Source organism: Paraburkholderia sp. FT54 (assembly GCF_031585635.1).
Taxonomy (GTDB): domain Bacteria; phylum Pseudomonadota; class Gammaproteobacteria; order Burkholderiales; family Burkholderiaceae; genus Paraburkholderia.
Genome location: NZ_CP134195.1, coordinates 2,351,739 through 2,371,302, shown reverse-complemented (window position 1 = coordinate 2,371,302; position 19,564 = coordinate 2,351,739). Strand labels below are relative to the sequence as shown.

Sequence of the window (19,564 nt, the reverse complement as noted above, 5' to 3'; positions counted from 1 at the left end):
TGCGCGGGTTCTTGCGCAAACGCACCCCATCTCCTGTTTTACCCTGAGTGCAGCCGCATGCAGCCATGCGTTGTGGTGTTTCTCGCGCGCCTCATCTATTTTTTTCTATCGGTCCGGTAGCCAGTTTCAATGAAGTCGCAGCATGCGTTCGCGCGCCGTCGCGAATCGGTTTTGCGTGCCATCGTTACTGATACAATTTCCGGATGACCTATCAAGTTCTCGCACGCAAATGGCGGCCGAAGGATTTCGCCTCGCTCGTCGGACAGGAGCACGTGGTGCGCGCGCTCACGCACGCGCTCGACGGCGGCCGTCTGCACCATGCCTATCTGTTTACCGGCACACGCGGCGTCGGCAAAACCACGCTGTCGCGCATCTTCGCCAAGGCGCTGAATTGCGAAACCGGCGTGACCTCCACGCCGTGCGGCGTGTGCCGCGCGTGCCGCGAGATCGACGAAGGGCGCTTTGTCGATTATGTGGAGATGGACGCGGCGAGCAATCGCGGCGTCGACGAAATGGCGGCGCTGCTGGAGCGCGCCGTCTACGCGCCGGTGGATGCGCGCTTCAAGGTCTACATGATCGACGAAGTGCACATGCTGACCAACCACGCCTTCAACGCCATGTTGAAGACGCTGGAGGAGCCGCCTTCGCACGTCAAGTTCATTCTTGCCACCACTGATCCGCAAAAAATTCCCGTCACGGTGCTGTCGCGCTGTTTGCAGTTCAATCTGAAGCAGATGCCCGCCGGCCATATCGTCTCGCATCTCGAACACATTCTCGGCGAAGAGAAGGTGCCGTACGACGCCCAGGCGCTGCGCCTGCTCGCGCGCGCAGCCGACGGGTCGATGCGCGACGCGCTTTCGCTGACCGATCAGGCGATTGCCTATTCGGCCAACCAGGTGAATGAAGAAGCCGTGCGCGGCATGCTCGGCGCGCTCGACCAGAGCTACCTGATTCGTCTGCTCGACGCGCTCGCGGACGGCGACGGCGCCGCGGTGCTGTCGGTCGCCGACGAGATGGCGTTGCGCAGCCTGTCGTTTTCGACGGCGCTGCAGGATCTGGCGAGTCTGCTGCATCGGATCGCGTGGGCGCAGTTTGCGCCGTCGTCGGTGCTGGACGAGTGGCCCGAGGCGGCCGACCTGCGCCGGTTCGCCGAAGCGCTGAGCGCCGAGCAGGTGCAATTGTTCTATCAGATCGCGACGATCGGCCGAAGCGAACTGGGTCTCGCGCCGGACGAATACGCCGGCTTCACCATGACGCTGCTGCGCATGCTCGCGTTCGAGCCGGCGCCTTCGGGCGGCGGTGGCGCCGTGGGTTCGGCGCGTGCGCCAGGCCAGGCCGGAGCGAGCGGGGCGAAACGTGCTGGTGCGCCGGCCGTGGCCGCGCACCAGGGTATGTCGGGTTCGCCGGCAAGAGCGGCCGCGATACCTGCGCCGGCGAGTTCGTGCGAAGCGAACGTGAATGCGGGCGCGCCGGTCCGTGAGATGCGGCCTGACAATGGTGTGGTGGCCGACAAGGGCGCCGAGGTCGATGCATCGGTTGAGCCTGCGGCGCACGCTGCGATGCCAGCCGACAGTCGAGTTGACGTGCGGCCTGTTGTTGGCGGCAAGCAAGCAACGCCGCCGGCGGATTCCAACCAAGGCGCCGCACCGGAGCAGTCGCCGGGTGCCGAAACGGCAATCGTCGCCAAGTCGACGCCCGTAGTCGACGACGTGAATTCAGCGCCGTCGCCAACGGTGGTCGATGCTGACACAACATCGACGCCGCCAGCGACATCTCCATCGTCGGTATCGTCCACAGCAGCCTCAGCGCCCGCCGTGGCCCCATGGGACGACGTGCCCGCCAACCCGGCAGAGAACGAAGTCTCCGCGAACGGTGGCATAAATGGTCAGGCTTCGACTGAAGTTTCCGCGAATGCGGGCATCAATGGCCCGGCTTCGAATCAAGCTCCCACAGCCGCAGCCCTCGATGACGCAGCGCCCGCGTCCTCCCTCAGCGCACCGGCAGCCGCCGCGCTCGCACGCACCGAGCAGGCCGCCGCAGTGGCGCCGTCGCAGGAGCCGTCACCCGCAGCCGATACCGCGCCGCGTCGAGCAGGCGGCGCGAGCGCCGCACTCGACGTCCTGCGCAGCGCCGGCTTGAAAGTGTCCTCCGACCGTGGCCGCGCCACCGCGGCAGCGGCCGCGAAGCCCGCCGCGCCGGCTACGCCAAAACCGGCTGCGCCGCGTGTCGTCGTTCCCGTGCCGACACCGGGCGCGCCGCGCCGCGCACCGCAGCAGGAGGCCGCGCCGGCGGCACCTGACGCGCGCACGTCAGCGTCCGCCTCTTCGTCGCCGACACCGCGCAACGGCGCTGAACAGAACGGCTCGTCGGTGCCCCCGTGGGACGACATGCCGCCCGACGAATACATGCCGCTCACCGCCGCGGACGAAGGCTATTACGGCCTGCCGGACGACGGCTACATGCCCGTATTCGACAGCGGCCCGGACGATGTCCGAGTAAGCGCCGCGCCAGCGCCCACGCCGGCGCCGGTGGTCGATCAACGTCCGCTGCCGCCCGCCGTGCCGCTCGATCCGCTGGGTTTCAAGGGCGACTGGCCGGCGCTTGCCGTCGAGCTGCCGCTCAAGGGCATTTCGTATCAGCTCGCGTTCAACAGCGAACTCATGGCGCTCGAAGGCAACACGCTCAAACTGAACGTGCCGGTGCCGCAATACGCGGAAGCCTCGCAGGTCGCTAAACTGAAAGCCGCGCTCGCCGACAGGCTCGGCCAGACTGTCGACGTGCTGGTTGAAGTCGGTCCGGCGCGCCGCACGGCCGCCGCGCACGACGCCGCCATGCGCGCGCAGCGTCAGCAGGAAGCGGAGCGCGAGATCGGTGCCGATCCGTTCGTGCAGTCGCTGATCCGCGAGTTCGGCGCGAGCATCGTGCCGGGCTCGATCCGCCCGATTACTCCGGACGCCGGCTCGAACGGCGCGCCGTCGGTCCACTGATTCGTCGCGCGATACGCTATAGCGCGCCCGATTTCCGAATTTCACGCTATCAAGAAGGAGCATGTCCATGATGAAAGGCCAACTCGCCGGGCTGATGAAGCAAGCCCAGCAGATGCAGGAAAACATGAAGAAGATGCAGGAGCAACTCGCGCTGATCGAAGTCGAGGGGCAGTCGGGCGCCGGTCTCGTGAAGGTGACGATGACCTGCAAGAACGACGTGCGCCGCGTGTCGATCGACCCGAGCCTGCTCGCCGACGACAAGGACATGCTGGAAGACCTCGTCGCCGCCGCGTTCAACGACGCCGTGCGCAAGGCTGAAGCCACCGCCCAGGAAAAGATGGGCGGCATGACTTCCGGCTTGCCGTTGCCGCCGGGCTTCAAGCTGCCGTTCTAAGCGACGTCGCCGCAAGGCGGAGGGTCGGCGCCGCGGCTGCTGTTGCCGCGGCGAGAGTGGAACGCGCGAACTGCACATGCTGCGCGTGCTGTCAGTGCCGCACTCGCTGCGCGCGTGTTCCGCGCTTGACCCGACTGGTTTGGGTGCGTTCGAGGGCGCGTCGTGCGCGCCTGTCCGGACCAGCGCCGCAATGATAGAAGCCGACCGAATCACCGCATCGCCACCCGGATAGCCGGGCACTACCCACTTCGACGCCGATCCGCATGAAACAACCTTCCGCCTTGTCGGCGCTCGTCGAAGCGCTGCGCGCGCTGCCCGGTGTCGGGCCGAAGTCGGCACAACGCATGGCGTACCACCTGATGCAGCACGACCGCGACGGCGCCGAAAAACTCGGCCGCTCGCTGCTGTTCGCCACCGAGCATCTGCAGCACTGCGAGAAGTGCAACACCTTTACCGAAGCGCAGATCTGCGAGGTCTGCCTCGACGAGGAGCGCGATCCCAGCTTGCTGTGCGTCGTCGAGACGCCCGCCGACCAGATCATGCTCGAGCAGACCATGACATATCGCGGCCTCTATTTCGTGCTGATGGGGCGTCTGAGTCCGCTCGACGGCATTGGTCCGAAGGAGATTCATTTCGACCGGCTGGTCAAACGCGCATCGGATGGCGTCGTCAAGGAAGTCGTGCTCGCAACCAATTTCACCAACGAAGGCGAGGCGACCGCACATTACCTCGGGCAGACGCTCAAGGCGCGCGGCCTCGCCGTCACGCGTCTCGCGCGCGGCGTGCCGGTGGGCGGCGAACTCGAGTATGTGGACGCCGGCACCATTGCCCGCGCCATGCTCGACCGTCGCTCCATGTAGCGCATGGCACCCGCCGCGGCGCGACGGGCGTCAGCACCAGAGTAAGTCGCTAAAGCGCCAACTCTGGTCGACAGCTTTGCATGGGACCAGAGTAAGTCGCTAAAGCGCCAACTCTGGTCGACAAAAGGAGACATATGAGCGCTATCCCTGAATCAGACGCGAGCGCCGCGCCGCAAGGCCCGCTCGCCGGCGTCAAGGTGCTGGAACTGGGCACGCTGATCGCCGGTCCGTTCGCCGCGCGCTTTCTCGGCGAGTTCGGCGCCGACGTCATCAAGATCGAGGATCCCAAAGGCGGCGATCCGCTGCGCAAGTGGCGCAAGCTCTATCCGGAAGTCGGCGGTACGTCGCTCTGGTGGGCCGTGCAGGCGCGCAACAAGAAATCCGTCACGATCAATCTGAAAGCCGAAGAGGGTAAGGAGATCGTGCGGCGCCTCGCGAAAGAAGCGGATATCGTCGTGGAAAATTTCCGGCCGGGTTTGCTGGAAAAACTCGGGCTCGGCTATGACGTGCTGTCCGCGGAAAATCCCGGGCTCGTCATGGTGCGGCTGTCCGGCTACGGCCAGACCGGTCCGTATCGCGACCGGCCCGGCTTCGGCGCGATCGCGGAATCGATGGGCGGCTTGCGCCATATCACCGGCTATCCGGATTTGCCGCCGCCGCGCATCGGTATTTCGATCGGCGATTCGATTGCCGCGCTGCACGGTGTGATCGGCGCGCTGATGGCGCTGCATCACAAGCAGGTGAACGGCGGCAAGGGGCAGGTCGTCGACGTCGCGCTGTACGAGGCCGTCTTCAACATGATGGAAAGCGTGGTGCCCGAATACGGCGTGTACGGCATGGTGCGCGAGCGCACCGGCGCGTCGCTGCCGGGGATCGTGCCGTCCAATACGTATCCGTGCCGCGACGGCAGCATCGTGATCGGCGGCAATAGCGATCCGATCTTCAAGCGTTTGATGATCGCAATCGGGCGTGAAGACCTCGCCAACGATCCGGCGCTCGCGCACAACGACGGCCGCGTGCCGCGCACTCAGGAAATCGACGGCGCGATTGCGGCGTGGCTCGCCACGCGCACCATCGACGAAGCCCTCGCCGTGCTGAATGCCGCCGACGTGCCGGTGGGCCGCATCTACAGCGTGGCGGACATGTTCACCGATCCGCAGTTCATGGCGCGTCAGATGATCCAGCGTTTCAAGTGGCAGGACGGCAAGGAGATCACGTTGCCGTCGGTCACGCCGAAGCTCTCGGCCACGCCGGGCGAGACGCGCTGGCTGGGTCCGGAACTGGGTGAACATACCGATGAAGTCCTGCAAACGCTAGGTTATGATGCAGACCACATTGCAAGGTTGCACGCGCAACAGATCGTTTGAGTAAGCACACGCGGCGCCCACGAGCGCTGCGGTAAAAATCAGAAACCGGACAACAAAAGTTTGGAGACTCGAGACCATGCAACGGAGAAGTTTTCTCGCCGGCACTGCCGCACTCGCGGGCGCCACGCTCGCCGCCACGCCGCTCGCCTTCGCGCAGGGCAAACCTGAGACCAGCAAGGTGGCGATCGCGGTCGGCGGCAAGAACCTGTTCTACTACTTGCCGCTCACCATCGCGGAGCGCCGCAACTACTTCAAGGACGAAGGGCTCGACGTCGAAATCTCCGATTTCGCGGGCGGCTCGCAGGCGTTGAAGGCGGCCGTCGGCGGCAGCGCGGACGTGGTGTCCGGCGCGTTCGAGCATACCTTGCTGCTGCAGGCGCAGAAGCAGATGTTCCGCGAATTCGTCCTGCAGGGACGCGCGCCGCAGATCGTGCTCGCGATCTCGAAGAAGACCATGCCGAACTACAAATCGATTGCCGATCTGAAGGGCAAGAAAATCGGCGTGACCGCGCCGGGTTCGTCGACTTCGATCATGGCGAGCTTCGTGCTGGCGAAAGCCGGGCTGAGCGCGAAAGACGTCGCGTTCATCGGCGTGGGCGCGGGTGCCGGCGCGATCGCCGCGTTGCAGTCGGGGCAGATCGACGCTATCGCCAACCTCGACCCCGTCATGACCAAACTCGAGCGCACCGGCGAGATTCGCGTGGTGTCGGACACGCGCACGCTCGCCGACACGCGCAGCGTCTTCGGCGGCGATATGCCGGCGGGCTGCCTGTATGCGTCGCAAACTTTCATCACGAAGAATCCCAACACCACGCAGGCGCTGACCAACGCGATGGTGCGCGCGCTCAAGTGGCTGCAAACGGCGACCGGCAGCGAACTGATCAACACGGTGCCGGAAGGCTACCTGCTCGGCGACCGCGCGGTGTATCTGGACGCGTGGCAGCACGTGAAGGAAGCGATGTCGCCCGATGGCCTGATGCCGGCGGACGGCCCCGCGACGTCGCTGAAGACCTTGCAGGCATTCGACCCGAACGTGCAAGGCAAGCCGATCGATCTGTCGAAGACGTGGACCAACGACTTCGTCAAGAAAGCGCTGAGCACCGTCAAGGCTTGAGCCGAGCCTGGGCGTGCGGGCTGCGAGGCGGCGCGAGCCGCGTTCGCATCGGCTTCGGCCCCGCCGCTGGCCATGACGTGATCACAAACCCAATCCGATCTTTCGAAGCGAGCTGAACGATGACCGTTGCCGCACTGGCGCTCGACAACATCACCTGCACGTTCGCCGCGCGCGACAACCGCGCGCAGCGCTACACGGCGGTGAGGGACACCACCTTGCGCATCGCGCCCGGCGAGTTCGTCTCGGTGGTCGGCCCGACCGGCTGCGGCAAATCCACGCTGCTCAATGTCGGCGCGGGTTTGCTCGGACCGTCGTCGGGCACGGTCAGCGTGTTCGGCGAGCCGCTCAAGGGCATCAACCGACGCGCCGGCTACATGTTCCAGGCCGACGCGCTGATGCCGTGGCGCTCAGCCATCGACAACGTGATGGCCGGCCTCGCGTTCCACGGCGTGCCGCCCGTCGAAGCCCGCGTTAAAGCCGACGAGTGGTTGAAGCGCGTCGGTCTCGGTGGTTTCGGCGATCGTTATCCGCATCAGCTATCGGGCGGCATGCGCAAGCGCGTCGCGATGGCGCAGACGCTGATTCTCGATCCCGACATCATTCTGATGGACGAGCCGTTTTCCGCGCTCGATATCCAGACCCGTCAGTTGATGGAAAACGAGTTGCTCGACCTGTGGGCCGCCAAACGCAAAGCGGTGCTGTTCATCACGCACGATCTCGACGAAGCGATCGCGATGTCCGATCGTGTAGTGGTGCTGTCCGCCGGGCCTGGCACGCATCCGATCGGCGAATTCACGATCGACCTGCCGCGTCCGCGCGACGTTGCCGAAATCCGCTCGCATCCGCGTTTCGTCGAATTGCATGCGCAGATCTGGAGCGTGTTGCGCGACGAAGTACTCAAGGGTTATCAGCAACAACTCACCGCCGTATAAACGCGTCACGTATTGGCGTCAATCAATCGTCCAAGGCAAACCGAGTCATGTGGAAGACGTTGCGCCCGAACCGGGCGAATCTGGTGATCTGGCAATGGCTGCTGCTCGTGCTGTGCTTCGTGCTCTGGTACGTGCTGACCAGCCCGACGCTGCTGCCGGCTTTCTATTTCGACGATCCGAATAAAGCCGCGTTCTTCTTCGGCGAGCCGCAGAAAGTGCTGCAGCGGATCTGGGAGTGGTTCACGGGCGGCGAGATCTATCTGCACCTGTGGATCACGCTGGTCGAAACCGTGCTCGCGTTCACGCTCGGCACCGCGCTCGGGCTCGGCGTGGGTTTGTGGCTCGCGCTCTCGCCGCTCGCGAGCGCGCTGTTCGATCCGTACATCAAAGCCGCCAATTCGATGCCGCGCGTGATTCTCGCGCCGATCTTTGGCGTGTGGTTCGGGCTGGGCATCTGGTCGAAGGTGGCGCTCGGCGTCACGCTGGTGTTCTTTATCGTGTTCTTCAATGTCTATCAGGGCGTGAAGGAAGTCAGTCCGGTCGTGCTCGCCAACGCGCGCATGCTCGGCGCGAACGGCAAGCAGTTGCTGCGCTTCGTCTACTTGCCGAGCGCGATGAGCTGGGTGTTTTCCAGCTTGCATACGTCGGTGGGACTGGCGTTCGTCGGCTCGGTGGTGGGCGAATATCTCGGCTCGGCGCGCGGCGTCGGTTATCTGATTTTGCAGGCCGAAGGCACCTTCGATATCAATACGGTGTTTGCCGGGATTCTGGTGCTCACCGCGTTCGCGCTGATTCTCGATGCCATCGTCGGTATCGGCGAGCGGCGCTTGATGAAGTGGCAGCCCAAGACGGGCGATACGGAAAAGTTGTAGGTCAGCGCAACGCGAAGTTAAACGCGCGAAGCTCAACGCACGACACTCGGCGAAAACGAACCGACGCGCCCGTTGGAAAACCGCGCGTCGCTTCGTTTGGCTGCGACCAGAACGAATCGGTCGCGCCAGGACTAAGGCGTCACCACCACCTTCCCGATCACGCGACGCTCTGCCATATCACGCAACGCGCGCCCAGTGTCCTCGAGCGAATAGCGCGCCGACACGTACGGCTTGAGCTTGCCTTCACCGATCCACCGCGTCATCTGCTGGAACGCCGCGTGATTGCGTTGCGGCTCGCGCTTCGCAAAGTCGCCCCAGAATACGCCGACCAGACTCGCGCCTTTGAGCAGCGTCAAGTTGAGCGGCAGCTTCGGAATCTCGCCGTTTGCAAAGCCGACCACCAGATAGCGCCCGCGCCAGCCGATGCTGCGAAACGCCGGCTCCGCATACACGCCGCCGACGGGATCGTAGATCACGTCCGGGCCCTGGCCAGCGGTGAGCGCCTTGATGCGCTCGCGCAGGTCCTCGGTGCTGTAGTTGATGGTGGCATCCGCGCCGTGCCTGACGCAGGTCGCGAGTTTCTCGTCGCTCGACGCCGCCGCGATCACGCGCGCGCCGAGCGCCTTGCCGATTTCGACGGCCGCCAGTCCGACGCCGCCGGCCGCGCCGAGCACCAGCATCGTCTCGCCCGCTTGCAACGCGCCGCGATCGACCACGGCGTGATGCGAAGTGCCGTACGCCAGCGTGAACGCCGCGGCCAACTCCAAGTCGACATCGTCCGCCAACGGCACACAGGCTGTGGCTGGCGCGAGCGCCTGCTCCGCGAAACCGCCCTGACCGGTGAACGCGACCACGCGCGAGCCGACCTTGAACTGCGTGACGTCGGCGCCCACCGCGCGCACCACGCCCGCGACTTCCGAGCCAGGCGTAAAGGGCAGGGGTGGTTTGAACTGGTATTTGTTCTCGATGATCAGCACATCGGGAAAGTTGACGGCTGCCGCTTTGACGTCGATCACAACGTGGCCAGGCGGCGGCTCGAGGTCCGGCAGGTTTTCGACGACCAGGCTCTCCGGCGGCCCATATTGTTTGCAGCGAATCGCGCGCATCGTGTCTCCATATCGATCAGGGGTTCGCAAGTATTCTGAGTGTAAAACAATCAGCACGACCGTGCGTTTTTATTGCCTTACCCGTGATCGGCAAGCGATCGATGCGCGTCCGGCCGCCGACTCGCGCCGGCCATTCACGATCCCGACGCGTGCGTGTTGCATACGGCGCGCGCACGGCCCGCCGTGTCGTTCGCGCGTCTTCTTTCCTCGGTTACAATCGCCGCATGCGAATCCTACTCAGCAACGACGACGGTTATCTTGCGCCCGGCCTTGCTGCGCTTTACGAAGCGCTCAAGCCGATCGCGGACGTCACCGTGATGGCACCCGAACAGAATTGCAGCGGCGCGTCGAATTCCCTGACGCTGTCGCGGCCGCTCTCGGTACTGCGCTCGGCCAATGGTTTCTACTACGTGAACGGCACGCCCACCGACTCGGTGCACATCGCGCTGACGGGCATGCTCGACCATACGCCGGACCTCGTGGTCTCGGGTATCAACAACGGTCAGAACATGGGCGAAGACACGCTCTATTCAGGCACCGTCGCGGCCGCCACCGAGGGCATCATGTTCGGCGTGCCGGCCATCGCCTTCTCGCTGGTCGACAAGGACTGGGTGCATCTCGACGACGCCGTGCGTGTCGCCGCTGAAATCGTTGCGCACTATCTCCAGCAGCCGTTGCCCGGGCATCCGCTTTTGAACATCAACATTCCGAATCTGCCTTACGAGCAACTCGGCGACTGGCAGATCACGCGTCTCGGCAAACGGCATCCGTCGCAGCCGGTGATCCGCCAGACCAACCCGCGCGGCGAACCGATCTACTGGATCGGTCCGGCCGGCAGCGCGCGCGACGCGAGCGCAGGCACCGACTTTCACGCCGTCGCCAACGGTCACGTGTCGATCACGCCGCTGCAGCTCGACCTGACCCACACGCAAATGCTGCCTGCGGCGCGCGACTGGGCGCGCGCCGGCAGCGGCGCTTCATGACCAGCGAGCGCGCCAAGCGCTTTCCGCTCGGCCTCGAGGATCTGGTGCGCGAACCGCGCCGGCCCGAAGGGCGCCCGGGCGAAATTCGCGCGGCGGCGCTGGCCGCGAGCGCCGCGCTGAACGCGCGTCAGCAGCCGGTAAAGAACGCACCGCCGGGTTCAACGGGTAAGTCCCAATCCAGGCAGCAGGCGACGGCTCAGACCGCGGTGCAGGTGAAGCCGCAAACCCGGCCATCCGCAGCAACGCCGCCGAAGCCGCTGGCCGCACCTGCCGCCAAGGCGCCGGTTAAAGCACCACCCAAGGCCGCCGTGCAGAGCTCGAGCGCGCGCCCCGCGCCACAGTCGGCGGCGCCGGCCAAGCCCGCTGCCCGATCCGCTGAACGCAGCGCCGCGCCGAACGTCGCTTTGAATGGCGCGATGGCACTCACGTCGGAACGGGTTCGCGAACGGATGGTCGAACGCCTGCGTGCGAATGGCGTGACCGATCAGCGCGTGTTGAACGCGATGTCGGTGGTGCCGCGCCACATGTTCGTCGACCCGGGTCTCGCGGTTCAGGCCTACGAAGATGCGGCCTTGCCGATCGGCCATCACCAGACGATCTCCAAGCCTTCCGTGGTCGCGCGGATGATCGAGCTGGCCGCCGCCGGCCGCGCGCTGAACAACGTGCTCGAAATCGGCACCGGCTGCGGCTATCAGGCGGCCGTGCTGAGCCAGGTCGCGCGCGAGGTTTACTCGATCGAACGTATCAGGCCGTTGTCCGAACGCGCGAAGACGAATTTGCGTCCGCTGCGCATTCCGAACATCCGCCTGCACTACGGCGACGGTCGGTTGGGACTGCCGTCGGCGGCGCCGTTCGACGCGATCGTGATCGCCGCGGCGGGGCTCGACGTACCGCAAGCATTACTTGAACAACTCGCGATCGGCGGCCGTCTGGTCGCACCGGTCGGTTCGCAGGAAGGCCAGAACCAGGTGCTGACTCTGGTCGAGCGTCTCGGACCCGCGCAGTGGCGCGAGTCGCGGCTTGATCGCGTTTTCTTTGTACCCTTAAAATCCGGAGTGATTTGACACCGATGAGTATGTTGCGCGCGATGCAAAGAACCAGACTGAATGTCCCCATGACCGTAACCCAGCGTAGCGTGTGCGTGCTCGCCTTGTCCCTGTTGATGACGGCCTGTGCATCCCGGCTCGATCAGGCGCCGGTCGTCGACCGCTCCGGCGGCGGTGTGCTCACCACGCAAGGCGCGCAGCCGGCCGTGCCGCTCGGACCGCCGCCGCCGGGCTACTATCGCGTGAAACCGGGCGACACGCTGTACCGGATCGCGTTGGAGAACGGCCAGAACTATCGCGACATTTCGGCGTGGAACAATCTCACCAACCCGAATCAGATCGAAGTCGACCAGTTGCTGCGCGTCGTGCCGCCGGGTGCGAACACCGCGGCATTGACGCCGGGCGTGTCGACCGCGCCGATCGGCAGCGGCGCCGCAGTGCAAAGCGCGCCGCTCGGCAGCACGCCGCCGTCCGCGGGCGCCGCAGCCGGCGTCGCGGCGCCGCCGATCTACGGCTCCGCCACGAACAACGCGTCGCTGACACCGCCGGCCACCCCGGGCGCGGCAGGCGACTCGAACGCCGGCGCGTCCGGCAACGTGGCCTTCGCGTGGCCGGTGCGCGGGCCGCTTCTCGGCACCTTTAACGATTCGACCAACAAGGGCGTGAATATCGGCGGCGCCGCGGGCGATCCGGTCAAGGCGTCGGCGGACGGTCGCGTGGTTTATGCAGGAAATGGGCTGCGTGGTTACGGCAATCTCATTATCATCAAGCATGACGCAACTTATCTCACAGCGTATGCACATAACCGCGCTTTGATGGTAAAAGAGGGGGACGCGGTAACGAAGGGGCAGAAGATCGCTGAGATGGGCAATAGCGATTCCGACCGTGTGATGTTGCATTTCGAAGTTCGCCGGCAGGGTAAACCTGTCGACCCACTGAAGTATTTGCCGCCGCAATAAGCGATACGATACGACCATGCCGAAATCGAAGCGCCGCCCGCCGCAAGCCGAGTCTGAGACGATCAGCCACGCTATGTCCGCTTCGGTCGACGAAAGCGGCGCTTCGGAAGTGGAAGAGGAGATCGCCGAGGAGCGCGATCTCGACGAACGCCAGGGCGGCGCGGACGAAAGCGGCGAGGCCCGTGAAGTCACGAGCGAAGCCGCTCCGGACGCGGACGATTTCCGCGCGCTGCTGCAAGCCGAGCTGACGGCCGACACGATTCAGCACTACCTGAACCGAATCAGCGTCAAGCCGCTCCTGACCGTCGAGGAAGAGCAGAAGTATTCGCGTCTTGCCAAGGCGGGCGAGTTCGAAGCGCGGCAGGTCATGATCGAGCGCAATCTGCGGCTCGTCGTCAGCATCGCGAAGGGCTACCTGAACCGCGGTGTGCCGCTTCTCGATCTGATCGAAGAGGGCAATCTCGGCCTGATGCACGCGATCGAAAAATTCGATCCGACGCGCGGCTTCCGGTTTTCCACTTACGCCACGTGGTGGATCCGCCAGAGTATCGAGCGCGCCATCATGAACCAGGCGCGCACGGTCCGTTTGCCGGTGCATGTGATTCGTGAACTCAACCAGGTGCTGCGCGCCAAGCGCCATCTGGAAAAAAATTCGATGAACTCCGGTGAAGCCGCCGAGCGCCGCGACGCCAGCATCGACGACATCGCCTATCTGACCGGCAAGACCACCGATGAAGTCACCGACATCCTCGCGCTGAACGAGCACACCGCGTCGCTGGACGCGCCGCTCGATCTCGATCCTGCAAGCAGCCTGCTCGATCTGCTGTCGGACGACCAGAGCCAGTCGCCGGACGCCGAAGTGCAGCACCGCGAACTGGAAACGCTTACACGCGCGTGGCTCGCTCGCCTGTCGGATAAACATCGTCATGTGATCGAGCGGCGCTTCGGCCTGAATCACATCGAACCCGCCACGCTCGAAGAGCTGGCCGACGAAATGGGCCTCACGCGTGAGCGTGTGCGTCAGATCCAACAGGAAGCGCTCGTGCGGTTGAAGCGCTTCTTCGCCTCCAACGGTGTTCGGAAGGACGCCGTTCTATAACCTGATGACACCGATTCTTGTATTCGACATCGAGACGATTCCCGATGTCGCCGGCATTCGCCGCCTCGAAGATTTGCCCGCCACCCTGAGTGACGCCGAAGTCGCCGAGCATGCGTTCGCCGCGCGCCGCGAAAAGACTGGTAGTGATTTCCTGCCGCATCATCTGCAACGGATCGCCGCGATCTCCTGCGTGTTCCGCGACAACAACGGCTTCCGGGTGCGCTCGCTCGGCACGCTGGAAGACGGCGAGGCCGCGCTGGTGCAGTCGTTTTATCGCGTGATCGAGAAGTACACGCCGCAGCTCGTGTCGTGGAACGGCGGCGGCTTCGACCTGCCGGTGCTGAACTACCGCGCGCTCGTCAACGGCATTCCCGCCTACAAGTTCTGGGATCTTGGCGAGGACGACCGCGAGTTCAAGTGGAACAACTACATCAGCCGGTATCACGCGCGGCACACGGATCTGATGGACGTGCTCGCCATGTACCAGGCGCGCGCCAACGCGCCGCTCGACGCGCTCGCCAAGATGTGCGGCTTCCCCGGCAAAATGGGCATGGACGGCAGCCAGGTGTGGCACGCCTACCAGGACGGACGCATCGAGGAAATTCGCAACTACTGCGAGACTGACGTCGTCAATACGTACTTGCTCTATTGCCGCTTCCAGTTGATCCGCGGCGCATTTTCGCCCGCCGAGTATGCTGACGAGATCAACCTGGTCAAGAACGCCTTGGCGCTGGAAACGGCGCCGCAATGGGCGGAATATCTGGCGGCATTTGATCAGTAAGCCGCTCGCGGTTCGCGGCATGACGGGTTGGCGCGGCGGCGGATGGCGAAGCCGCTGCGGCTTTCGCCTGGGTGCAGGTCGCGCGTCTGCGGGCCGGCGCCACGCTCGGCCTGAGCCCGCGCGGGGGCCATTCCCCGCCGTGCCGAATGATGGCCGGGCCCGGCGCTTCGTCTACAATCTCGCCTTTCCCTCAAGTTTGTCAGGAAGTCGCAGGTGTCCCGAACTGCCCCCCATCGCCGCGCGCCGAAGCGCTTCAAGACGCCTCCGCCCGCGCCGGCACACATCGTCACCGGCAATGAGCCGGTCATCGAAATCGTTTCGCTCGATATGGAAGCGCGCGGCGTCGGCCGCACCGAGACCGAAGACGGCACGCCCGGCAAGGTGATCTTTGTAGAAGGCGCGTTGCCCGGCGAGCGCGTCAGCTATTCGACGCATCGCAGCAAGCCAAAATTCGAACAGGCCGAAGTGGTGCAGGTGTTCCGCGAAAGCGTGATGCGCACCACGCCGAAATGCACTTACTTCGATATCTGCGGCGGCTGTTCGATGCAGCATCTCGACATCCGCGCTCAGGTGGCCGTCAAGCAGCGCGTGCTCGAAGACAACCTGCAACATCTGGCGAAGCTGCGCCCCGAGACAGTGTTCCGGCCGATTCACGGGCCGTCCTGGGGCTATCGCTATCGTGCGCGGCTGGCCGTGCGTTTCCTGCCGGAAAAGGGCGGCATGCGGATCGGCTTCCACGAGAAGAAGAGCAGCTACATCGCCGACATGAAGACCTGCGAAGTGCTGCCGCCGCATGTGTCGGCCATGCTGATGCCGTTGCGTTTCATGGTTCGCAAGCTGTCGATCTACGACCGCCTGCCGCAGCTCGAACTGGCGGTCGGCTCGACGGTCACGGCGCTGGTGGTGCGCAATCTCGAGCCCCTCACCGCTGCGGACGAGCAGGTGCTGCGCGATTTCGCCGACCAGCACAAGGTGCAGTTCTGGCTGCAGCCGGGCGGCCCGGACACGGTCACGCCGTTCTATCCGCTCGACGTGCAGCTCGACTACACGCTGCCGGAATACGGCATCCGCATGCCGTTCAAGCCGACCGACTTCACCCAGGTGAATCACGCCATCAACCGCGTGCTGGTGAGCCGTGCGCTGCGGCTGCTGGCGCCGGCGCGCACGGATCGCGTGCTCGATCTGTTTTGCGGGATCGGTAACTTCACGCTGCCGCTCGCGCGCATATCGCGGGAAGTGGTGGGCATCGAAGGCAGCGAGGTGCTGACCTCGCGCGCGCTGGCCAATGCCGAGCTGAACGGCGTGGCGGGACATACGTCGTTCGCGTGCCGCAACCTGTTCGAAGTCACCGCCGACGACATGCGCGCGCTCGGCCACTTCGACAAGTTCCTCATCGACCCGCCGCGCGAAGGCGCCCTGGCCGTCGCCAAGGCGCTCGCGGAGATCGCTCAGAGCGGCCATGGACCGCTGCCCAAGCGCATCGTCTACGTGTCGTGCGCGCCGGCGACGCTCGCGCGCGATGCCGGCCTGCTCGTGCACGAGGCGGGCTATCGGCTGTTGGGCGCGGGCGTCGTGAACATGTTCCCGCATACGTCGCATGTGGAGTCGATTGCGTTGTTCGAGCGGGATTGACGCGCCGCGCTGCGGATGCACCGGCGCAGCATGACAGTGCGGCGGCATGACAGCGCGGCGATGTGGCAAGCCACAAACAAAAACGCCACGACCGAAGTCGTGGCGTTTTTAATTTCCGGCTGATTTTCAGCGCGCCGTGCGGCTTAGAATTGCCACCACGACTTTTCCTTACCCGGCCTTGCATGACCCGTGATGTACGGGCTGTCGGGGAAGGTGCCAGCCAGCACGCGCTTCGTGTCGTCGGCCAGTTGCGGCTGGTTCAGCTTTTCATACGACAGCATCATGATGTGCAGTGCGTCTTCGATAGCCGGTGCGTTCTTGTACTGCGTGAGCGCCAGTTGCGCGCGGTTGATCGCGGCGACATAGGCGCCACGGCGGTAGTAGTAATCCGCCGCGTGGACTTCGTGCGACGCCAGTGCGTTCACGATATAGCGCATGCGTTGCGCGGCGTCCGGCGCATACTTGCTGTTCGGATATTTGTCCACCACGATCTTGAAGGCGTCGTACGACTCGCGCAGCGACTTCGGATCGCGCTCGCTCATGTCCTGACCTGAGAAGCGGCCGAACAGACCGAGGTCGTCGTTGAAGTGGATCATGCCCTTCAGGTAGTACGCGTAAGCGATGTCCGGATGATCCGGATGCAGCTGGATGAAGCGGTCGATGGCCTGGTCGGCGGCGGCGTTTTCGTTGTCCTTCCAGTTGCAGTACGCGACATTGATCTGCGCCTGCTGCGCGAAGTGACCGAACGGATCGCGCCCTTCGAGCATTTCGAAGTACTTGGCGCACTTGCCGAAGTCACCACCGGTCAGTGCGTCGTTCGCCTCCGTATATAATTTGTTGTTGTTCCACGTTGCCGTCTCGTCGGTCTTTTCCGGCAGGCCGTGGCAAGCCGCGACAACGGCGACGGCTGCGGCGCACGCAATGTATCTGGCCACTTTCCCGGCCGCCTTCTTGATGGCCGCCAAATTGATCGCCGTTTTAGTGATGGTGTTCAAGGCTCGCATTTTCCAGTCTAGCTTTACGTCCAGGTGACCCAGACTCAATGACCCGCTCAAATACTCCAGGCGCCGCAACCGGCGCCGGGAATAGCAACAAAGATTATAGCGTAAGCGCTGACCCCTCCGACGCGTTGGGCGTCGATTCCCTCGACGACGATCTCGGCAGCGACGCGCTCGGCGCCGCCGTGCTGCCCGCCCACGTGCCGACCGTGGCGAGCCGCGTGGCGGACGAGACGCCGCGCAGCGTCGTCGTGCCGGACGAACTGGCCGGCGAGCGTCTCGACAAGGTGCTCGCACGGGTTTTTCCCGAGTTCTCGCGCAATCGCCTGCAGAGCTGGATCGAGGCCGAGCGCGTGCGGATCGACGGCAAGCCCGCGAAAATCCGTCAGCCCGTGCCGCTTGGCGCGACCATCGAGCTCGTGCCCGATCTGCTGCCCGAGCAGCTCGCGTTCACGCCGGAGCCGGTGCCGCTGGAGATCGTCTACGAGGACGACACGCTGGTGGTCATCAACAAGCCGGCCGGCATGGTCGTGCATCCGGCGGCCGGCAACTGGAGCGGCACCGTGCTCAACGGTCTGCTGTACCGTTATGGCGACGCGGCCGCGGGCCTGCCGCGCGCGGGCATCGTGCACCGTCTCGACAAGGAAACCTCCGGCTTGATGGTGGTGGCGCGCACGCTCGAGGCGCAGACCGACCTCGTGCGCCAGTTGCAGGCGCGCACGGTGAAGCGCCGTTATCTCGCGCTGGTGTGGGGCAACATGCCTGAAGAAGGCACGATCGACGCGCCGATCGGCCGCGATCCGCGCGAACGCACACGCATGGCGGTGGTCACGAGCGCTTCGGGCAAGCCCGCGCGCACGCATTTCCGGCGTGTCGATTCGGCGATCTGGCAGCGTCAGCCGGTGACCGCGATTCATTGCGATCTGGAAACCGGACGCACCCATCAGATTCGCGTGCATTGCGCGCACATCGGTCATCCGCTGCTCGGCGATCCGGTGTACGGGCGCGCGCGCGGCAAGCGCTCGGTGACGCCGCTGCCGGACGGCTTCGCGCGTCAGGCGCTGCATGCATGGCGCCTCGGTCTGATTCATCCGCAGACCGGCCGCACGATGCAATGGCGCGCCGATGTGCCGGCCGACATGGAAGCGCTGTCGGCGGCGCTCGGCCTCGGCCGCGACGACGCCGGCGAGTTCGACGACACGTACTACGAGGAAGACGACTACGACGCGTCGCTCGATGAGGACGCCGATGAAGACGGCGCACTGGATCACGACGAAGCCGGCGATGACGCTGACGAACACGACGAGGACAATCACGCATGAACGTGCCCGAGCTGAGCTTTGCTGATGTCGTGCAACCTGCATGGAATGTGTCGCCGCGCGTGCGCGCACTCGTCACCACACGTGACGGCGGCGTAAGTGAAGCGCCGTTCGGCCGTTGGCGGGACGGCGCTGATTTGCCCGGCGGCCTGAATCTGGGCTTTAAATCCGGCGACGATCCGGCCGCGGTCGCGGCCAATCGCGAGCGTCTGTTGAAGCTGGCCGGCGTGAGCGAGGCCGCATGGCTCGAACAGATTCACGGCGCCGGCATCGTGCGCGCGGAAGAGGTGCTCGCACAGGCGCGCACGAACGGCACACCGACGCGCGCCGATGCCAGCGTCACCGATCGTCCCGGCACGGTGTGCGTCGTGATGGTGGCTGATTGCATGCCGGTGTTGTTCTGCGACGAAGCGGGCCGCGCGGTCGGCGCGGCGCATGCGGGATGGCGTGGACTGGCGGCGGGCATCGTCGAGCAGACGGCGCAGCGCGTCGCCGAACTCGCCGGCGTGGAGGCGGGCGCATTGCACGCTTATCTCGGCCCGTCGATCGGTCCTGACGCCTTCGAGGTCGGTGCGGATGTGCGTGACGCCTTCATGAACGGCGTCGGCGCCGCACAACGCGATGCGACGGCAAACGCGTTCGTCGAGCATCCGCACAATCCCGGCAAATATCTCGCCGATCTCCCGGCGCTGGCGCGGTTGCGTCTGCAACGGCTCGGCGTGACGCGCATTGTCGGCGGCGATCTTTGCACGGTCACGCAACGTGAGCGTTTCTATTCCTATCGCCGCGATCGCGAGACCGGCCGCATGGCCGCGTTGATCTGGCTCGACGATCGGGCGCAGTCGATCGCGGACTAGCTTGCGACGCGCATCGTGCGCGGCCACTCTCCTGCGAAATTCAATGCACACGCGCCCGCAGTACGACATCGACATGTCGAGACGTCATGCTGCGGGCGTGTTGGTCTGAGCATTACCGCCCCCGCATGATGCTTGCCTGCGAGCACACGTATCCGGGTTTATTCGGAGGAATGCCGGCGTTTTTGCTGCACTGCCGGAATTCCGCGCGCTGGCGTAAATCTGCCGCCAAAACTGTCCGTCCGCGAACGGATAAACACA

At 64.9% G+C, this 19,564-nt stretch carries 17 protein-coding genes; 15 read left to right on the top strand and 2 right to left on the bottom strand.

Features of this window, described 5'->3' with window-relative positions; genetic code table 11:
* The first annotated feature begins 203 nt into the window (after window positions 1-203).
* The 7 genes from dnaX (at window position 204) to RI103_RS10990 (ending at window position 8,526) form a co-directional block, all read left to right on the top strand.
* Entirely contained in the window at window positions 204-2,987 is a 2,784-nt protein-coding gene (gene dnaX, locus RI103_RS11020) for a DNA polymerase III subunit gamma/tau (protein ID WP_310812070.1), read from the top strand.
* Window positions 2,988-3,054: 67 nt separating this feature from the next.
* Entirely contained in the window at window positions 3,055-3,381 is a 327-nt protein-coding gene (locus RI103_RS11015; RefSeq protein WP_007182071.1) for a YbaB/EbfC family nucleoid-associated protein, read from the top strand.
* 263 nt (window positions 3,382-3,644) lie between these two features.
* A complete protein-coding gene (recR, locus tag RI103_RS11010; protein ID WP_310812069.1) occupies window positions 3,645-4,241 on the top strand; it encodes a recombination mediator RecR in 597 nt (198 codons plus the stop codon).
* 134 nt (window positions 4,242-4,375) lie between these two features.
* Entirely contained in the window at window positions 4,376-5,608 is a 1,233-nt protein-coding gene (locus tag RI103_RS11005) for a CaiB/BaiF CoA-transferase family protein (protein ID WP_310812068.1), read from the top strand.
* 76 nt (window positions 5,609-5,684) lie between these two features.
* Window positions 5,685-6,722 carry an ABC transporter substrate-binding protein gene (locus tag RI103_RS11000; protein ID WP_310812067.1) on the top strand — a complete coding sequence of 346 codons (1,038 nt, stop codon included), beginning with the start codon at window positions 5,685-5,687 and terminating at the stop codon, window positions 6,720-6,722.
* A 119-nt stretch (window positions 6,723-6,841) separates the two neighbouring features.
* Entirely contained in the window at window positions 6,842-7,654 is an 813-nt protein-coding gene (locus tag RI103_RS10995; protein WP_310812066.1) for an ABC transporter ATP-binding protein, read from the top strand.
* A 47-nt stretch (window positions 7,655-7,701) separates the two neighbouring features.
* Window positions 7,702-8,526 carry an ABC transporter permease gene (locus RI103_RS10990; RefSeq protein WP_310812065.1) on the top strand — a complete coding sequence of 275 codons (825 nt, stop codon included), beginning with the start codon at window positions 7,702-7,704 and terminating at the stop codon, window positions 8,524-8,526.
* 131 nt (window positions 8,527-8,657) lie between these two features.
* Here the strand turns inward: RI103_RS10990 and RI103_RS10985 are convergent, their stop codons facing one another.
* Entirely contained in the window at window positions 8,658-9,632 is a 975-nt protein-coding gene (locus RI103_RS10985; protein WP_310812064.1) for an NADPH:quinone oxidoreductase family protein, read from the bottom strand.
* A gap of 224 nt (window positions 9,633-9,856) precedes the next feature.
* Here RI103_RS10985 and surE point away from each other — a divergent pair, with 224 nt between their 5' ends.
* The 6 genes from surE (at window position 9,857) to rlmD (ending at window position 16,132) form a co-directional block, all read left to right on the top strand.
* A complete protein-coding gene (gene surE / locus RI103_RS10980) occupies window positions 9,857-10,615 on the top strand; it encodes a 5'/3'-nucleotidase SurE (RefSeq protein WP_310812063.1) in 759 nt (252 codons plus the stop codon).
* On the top strand, window positions 10,612-11,679 hold the full coding sequence (locus RI103_RS10975) for a protein-L-isoaspartate(D-aspartate) O-methyltransferase (RefSeq protein WP_310812062.1): 1,068 nt from the start codon (window positions 10,612-10,614) through the stop codon (window positions 11,677-11,679). The genes surE and RI103_RS10975 overlap by 4 nt, the downstream gene beginning before the upstream one ends.
* A 5-nt stretch (window positions 11,680-11,684) precedes the next feature.
* Entirely contained in the window at window positions 11,685-12,620 is a 936-nt protein-coding gene (locus RI103_RS10970) for a peptidoglycan DD-metalloendopeptidase family protein (protein ID WP_310812061.1), read from the top strand.
* 16 nt (window positions 12,621-12,636) lie between these two features.
* Window positions 12,637-13,719: an RNA polymerase sigma factor RpoS gene (gene rpoS / locus RI103_RS10965; protein WP_310812060.1), complete on the top strand. Its 1,083-nt coding sequence runs from the start codon at window positions 12,637-12,639 to the stop codon at window positions 13,717-13,719.
* A gap of 4 nt (window positions 13,720-13,723) precedes the next feature.
* Complete coding sequence (locus tag RI103_RS10960; RefSeq protein ID WP_310812059.1) at window positions 13,724-14,500, top strand: 3'-5' exonuclease; 777 nt, start codon at window positions 13,724-13,726, stop codon at window positions 14,498-14,500.
* 213 nt (window positions 14,501-14,713) lie between these two features.
* Entirely contained in the window at window positions 14,714-16,132 is a 1,419-nt protein-coding gene (rlmD, locus tag RI103_RS10955) for a 23S rRNA (uracil(1939)-C(5))-methyltransferase RlmD (protein ID WP_310812058.1), read from the top strand.
* 143 nt (window positions 16,133-16,275) lie between these two features.
* On the opposite strand, the gene RI103_RS10950 is transcribed toward rlmD, so the two are convergent.
* Entirely contained in the window at window positions 16,276-17,136 is an 861-nt protein-coding gene (locus RI103_RS10950) for an outer membrane protein assembly factor BamD (protein WP_310812057.1), read from the bottom strand.
* A gap of 38 nt (window positions 17,137-17,174) precedes the next feature.
* Here RI103_RS10950 and RI103_RS10945 point away from each other — a divergent pair, with 38 nt between their 5' ends.
* Both RI103_RS10945 and pgeF read left to right on the top strand, forming a co-directional pair.
* Window positions 17,175-18,452 (top strand): RluA family pseudouridine synthase, encoded by a 1,278-nt coding sequence (locus tag RI103_RS10945; RefSeq protein ID WP_310812056.1) that lies wholly within the window; start codon window positions 17,175-17,177, stop codon window positions 18,450-18,452.
* Window positions 18,449-19,306, top strand: coding sequence for a peptidoglycan editing factor PgeF (gene pgeF / locus RI103_RS10940; RefSeq protein WP_310812055.1), 858 nt, complete (start codon window positions 18,449-18,451; stop codon window positions 19,304-19,306). The genes RI103_RS10945 and pgeF overlap by 4 nt, the downstream gene beginning before the upstream one ends.
* Window positions 19,307-19,564 lie beyond the last annotated feature (258 nt).

What these genes read in the sequence shown, in the direction of transcription:
- dnaX (WP_310812070.1), top strand. Translation starts at nt 204, where the DNA reads ATGACCTATCAAGTTCTCGCACGCAAATGGCGGCCGAAGGATTTCGCC.
- RI103_RS11015 (WP_007182071.1), top strand. Translation starts at nt 3,055, where the DNA reads ATGATGAAAGGCCAACTCGCCGGGCTGATGAAGCAAGCCCAGCAGATG.
- recR (WP_310812069.1), top strand. Translation starts at nt 3,645, where the DNA reads ATGAAACAACCTTCCGCCTTGTCGGCGCTCGTCGAAGCGCTGCGCGCG.
- RI103_RS11005 (WP_310812068.1), top strand. Translation starts at nt 4,376, where the DNA reads ATGAGCGCTATCCCTGAATCAGACGCGAGCGCCGCGCCGCAAGGCCCG.
- RI103_RS11000 (WP_310812067.1), top strand. Translation starts at nt 5,685, where the DNA reads ATGCAACGGAGAAGTTTTCTCGCCGGCACTGCCGCACTCGCGGGCGCC.
- RI103_RS10995 (WP_310812066.1), top strand. Translation starts at nt 6,842, where the DNA reads ATGACCGTTGCCGCACTGGCGCTCGACAACATCACCTGCACGTTCGCC.
- RI103_RS10990 (WP_310812065.1), top strand. Translation starts at nt 7,702, where the DNA reads ATGTGGAAGACGTTGCGCCCGAACCGGGCGAATCTGGTGATCTGGCAA.
- RI103_RS10985 (WP_310812064.1), bottom strand. Translation starts at nt 9,632, where the DNA reads ATGCGCGCGATTCGCTGCAAACAATATGGGCCGCCGGAGAGCCTGGTC.
- surE (WP_310812063.1), top strand. Translation starts at nt 9,857, where the DNA reads ATGCGAATCCTACTCAGCAACGACGACGGTTATCTTGCGCCCGGCCTT.
- RI103_RS10975 (WP_310812062.1), top strand. Translation starts at nt 10,612, where the DNA reads ATGACCAGCGAGCGCGCCAAGCGCTTTCCGCTCGGCCTCGAGGATCTG.
- RI103_RS10970 (WP_310812061.1), top strand. Translation starts at nt 11,685, where the DNA reads ATGAGTATGTTGCGCGCGATGCAAAGAACCAGACTGAATGTCCCCATG.
- rpoS (WP_310812060.1), top strand. Translation starts at nt 12,637, where the DNA reads ATGCCGAAATCGAAGCGCCGCCCGCCGCAAGCCGAGTCTGAGACGATC.
- RI103_RS10960 (WP_310812059.1), top strand. Translation starts at nt 13,724, where the DNA reads ATGACACCGATTCTTGTATTCGACATCGAGACGATTCCCGATGTCGCC.
- RI103_RS10950 (WP_310812057.1), bottom strand. Translation starts at nt 17,136, where the DNA reads ATGCGAGCCTTGAACACCATCACTAAAACGGCGATCAATTTGGCGGCC.
- RI103_RS10945 (WP_310812056.1), top strand. Translation starts at nt 17,175, where the DNA reads ATGACCCGCTCAAATACTCCAGGCGCCGCAACCGGCGCCGGGAATAGC.
- pgeF (WP_310812055.1), top strand. Translation starts at nt 18,449, where the DNA reads ATGAACGTGCCCGAGCTGAGCTTTGCTGATGTCGTGCAACCTGCATGG.